A 3,703-nucleotide genomic window follows, 5' to 3' on the forward strand; every position below is an offset into this window, starting at 1 on the left:
AAAACGGGAGTACAGCGTGAAAGGAATCGTCTTCAACCTGTTGGAAGAGCTGGTGCGCCGCGAGCACGGCGAGGACGCATGGGATGACCTGCTTGACGCGGCACACGTGCAGGGCGCCTATACGTCGCTCGGCAGTTATCCCGACGCGGAAATTGCGAGGTTGGTAGCGGCCGCCTCCGTACGCCTGGCATTGCCGCCGGCAGACGTGCTTCACTGGTTCGGGCGTCAGGCGATGCCGCTGCTGGCGGAAAAATATTCGGTGTTCTTTGCTGGGCACAACACGACTCACAGCTTCGTGCTGACGCTGAACAGCATCATTCATCCGGAAGTATGCAAGCTGTATCCTGGTGCCGTCACACCCGTATTCGACTTCGACACCAGCACGCCGGGAGTGCTGACGATGGGTTACCGGTCGCCGCGCCGGCTGTGTGCGCTCGCACACGGCTTCATCGAGGGCGCGGCCGATCACTACGGGGAGCGCCTCGTATACCGCCACGTGCGCTGCATGCATCAGGGCGATGACCAGTGCCTGTCTCACTTGCAGTTCGAGCCCCATTCACACTGAGTCGATGATGACGGAGTTCGTATCCATAGACGAGAAAATTGCACGCCTGACACGTCGGCTCGAACGCGAGCGCCAGGCGCGCGTAGAAGCCGAAGCGATTGCAGAGCGCGGTCTGCGCGAGCTGTACCAGCGGCAGCAGGAAATCGGCTTGCTGGAGACAGTCGCCACGGCCGCCAATCAGGCGTCCGGAATCGACGATGCGCTGTCGCTGGCGGTCCGTGAGATTTGCGGCTACACGCAGTGGCCGGTCGGACATGCGTTTCATGTACATCGCGATCACCGAGATGCGGTCCCGGCGCCCGTTCCGTCCCGAATCTGGCATCTTGCAGAGCCGTCGCGGTTCGAATCGTTTCGCGACGCGACCGTCGTGCTGTGGGATGCGGCAATGCACGGGCTGCCGGGCCGCGTGCTGGCGAGCGGCGCGCCGGCGTGGATCCCCGATGTCGCCGGCGATGCCGATTTCCCCCGCGCCGCTGCGGCCCGGGCGGCCGGGCTGTGTGCGGCGTTCGGATTTCCGGTGCTGGTGGATACCGAGGTGGTCGCGATTCTCGAATTCTTCTCCGAACAGGTGGCGGAGCCTGACGAGGTCCTACTGCGCGTGATGGCGCAGATCGGCACTCAGCTTGGCCGGGTGGTCGAGCGCCAGCGCGCCCGTGATCGGCTGCTGCACGAGGCGTTCCACGACGCACTGACGGGACTGGCGAACCGAGCACTCTTTCTCGAGCGGCTGGAGCTGGTACTGGACCACAGCCGTCACAACCCGGATTACCGCTTCGCGGTGCTATTCCTCGATCTGGACCGCTTCAAGTCAGTCAACGACAGTCTCGGGCACCTAGCCGGCGATGCCCTGATCGTCGAGACCGCGCGGCGGCTGTCGTCATGCCTGCGGCGCGACGACACGCTTGCGCGTGCCCCTCGGCTCACGCACGGAGAGAGGCTGTCGGCCGCCGATGAGGGCATGGTCGCCCGGCTGGGCGGCGACGAGTTCACCGTCCTGCTGGAGGGCATTCGCGACGCCAGCGCCGCAGTGCGCGTGGCCGAGCGTCTCCAGTGCGCGCTCGCGGCGCCCTTCGTGCTGGCCGGTCAGAAGTTGTTCACCTCGGCGAGTATCGGCATTGCGCTGAGCACGACGGGTTATGGCGCCGTGCATGACATCCTGCGCGATGCCGACATCGCGATGTACCGCGCGAAGGCAGGTGGCCGGGCCCGTCACGCAATGTTCGATGAGGCGATGGGCGCGCAGGCTAGCGCAGCGCTGAAGCTCGAGGCGGACTTGCGGGAGGCAATCGTCAACGGCGAATTCACTCTCGTCTACCAGCCCATTGTGTCGCTGCAGGACAGTGCGATCCACGGGTTCGAAGCATTGCTGCGCTGGCGCCACCCAACCCGCGGCATCATTTCTCCCGCAGCGTTTCTGCCAGTCGCCGAGGAAACCGGCCTGATCTGCATCATCGGCAGATGGGTGCTGGAAGAGGCCTGTCGGCAGCTCCGGCGCTGGCACGATGACTTCCCGTATCAGCCACTGCTAACCGTCAGCGTGAACGTATCAGCCAGTCAGTTCTCCGAAGCGGATTTCGTCAGCCATGTCATGCAAACGTTGTGGACAACGGGTATCCCGTCGGGCTGCCTGAAGCTGGAACTCACGGAAAGCACAGCAATGGTGGATACCGGGCGCACCGTGGCGCAGCTTCTCGAACTACGTGCGCTGGGCATCCAGATCAGCCTCGACGACTTCGGTACCGGCTATTCGTCGCTTAGCTACCTGCGTCGCCTGCCGATTGACACGCTCAAGATCGACCGCTCGTTCGTCAGTGGCATTGAGACGAATCCGGAGAACCGGCATATCCTTGAGACGATCACGCTGCTGGCCCGCACGCTGGGGATGGAGGTGGTTGCAGAAGGCCCCGAGACCGCTGATGAGGTCGCGAGCCTCCGTGCGATCGAGTGCGGGTACGCACAGGGCTATTACTTCTATCGCCCCTTGGACCCGGCTGCTATCGCGACCGCCCTGCGCGCCCAGACCACCGAAAGCGGTTGCGACCGCACGCTCCACCCGAGCGCTGTAGGGCATGACCAACCAGCGAAAACATCATGAACGAACCTGTCCGTACGACAAGTGCTGAGGGCGCGAGCCATAAACTCAGACCGGCTGACGTGCGAGTCGGTACACCGCTCGCGTGGCCAGTTGTCGATACCGATGGCGCTCTGCTGTTCGGGCAGGGGACGACACTCATCGATACGGCAGAGCGCGAGTTTCTGTTTAAAAACTTCCAGCCGCAGCGCGGCGATTTACCAGTTTCGCGTCCAGTTTCCTCCGCCGCCGGGCCAACTGCACACGTCGGGCAGCCGATCACGCCTGCTGAGATGAAACTAGGAATTGGTGCGCTGCTTGGACTGCGGCCGCAGATCGGCATGGGGCGCGCGATGCATTCGAGCCGGGTGATCGGTTTCGCGCCGCATCAGGCGCTGTTCGTGACACCACCCTGGTCGGACGGCCAGCCGGTACCGCTCGCCCGGGGCGAACAGGTCGAGGTGGTCGCAATCGCCAGCCACGCGGTATTCTGGTTTGTCTGCACAGTGGACGCGGTGTGCCGGGACCCGTTCAGCTATCTCGTACTGTCGCCGCCAGGTACGATCCGGCGGCTGCGCGAGCGCCGCGCGCAGCGCGTACCTGTACGGCTGGCCGTGCGCTACGGCACCGATGTCGCCAGCGCCAGTTGCGACAGCGTGGGCGTCGCCCGTGATCTCAGCGTGCTCGGGATGTCGCTTGCAGCATTCCGTTCTCTCGGCGAGCCGGGTGAGCACCTGTGCGTGGCGTTCCGGCTCCGCATGGATGACACCGACGTCGAGATCCAGACGGCCGCTGTTATCCGCAATGTGCATTGGGACGCGTCGAAGCCGGGCGATGAAACAATCCATGGCCTCGAGTTCGCATCGCTCCAACCGTCGCAGCAGACGGCACTGAAAAATTTCGTGTTCGACCGGCAGGACGTAGTCTCCGTGCATGGGCCGGGACTAACCGGATGACGCTGAAGGGCGTTGTCACGTTAGCGGGGTACTCGCCTGACATATAGCGCAATGGAGAAGACGAAATCGCGCTATCACAGTCACCGATTCTCGGTGGGCGTCATCTCTCAA

General features: G+C 63.8%; 3 protein-coding genes. All 3 read left to right on the plus strand.

From position 1 onward, the window contains the following. Positions 1 to 565: heme NO-binding domain-containing protein (locus tag G3N58_RS33510; protein WP_241017348.1), on the plus strand; the 565-nt coding region annotated here is incomplete at its 5' end. Positions 566 to 572: 7 nt separating this feature from the next. Next, on the plus strand, positions 573 to 2,660 hold the full coding sequence (locus tag G3N58_RS33515; protein WP_206001332.1) for a GGDEF domain-containing protein: 2,088 nt from the start codon (positions 573 to 575) through the stop codon (positions 2,658 to 2,660). After that, entirely contained in the window at positions 2,657 to 3,592 is a 936-nt protein-coding gene (locus tag G3N58_RS33520) for a flagellar brake protein (RefSeq protein WP_206001333.1), read from the plus strand. The genes G3N58_RS33515 and G3N58_RS33520 overlap by 4 nt, the downstream gene beginning before the upstream one ends. The last annotated feature ends 111 nt before the right edge of the window (positions 3,593 to 3,703 follow it).

Origin of the sequence: Paraburkholderia sp. Ac-20342, from assembly GCF_017104985.1 — a bacterium.
Taxonomy (GTDB): Bacteria; Pseudomonadota; Gammaproteobacteria; order Burkholderiales; family Burkholderiaceae; genus Paraburkholderia.

Coding starts and splice junctions, on each gene's coding strand:
- G3N58_RS33520 (WP_206001333.1), top strand. CDS start 2,657: ATGAACGAACCTGTCCGTACGACAAGTGCTGAGGGCGCGAGCCATAAA.
- G3N58_RS33515 (WP_206001332.1), top strand. CDS start 573: ATGACGGAGTTCGTATCCATAGACGAGAAAATTGCACGCCTGACACGT.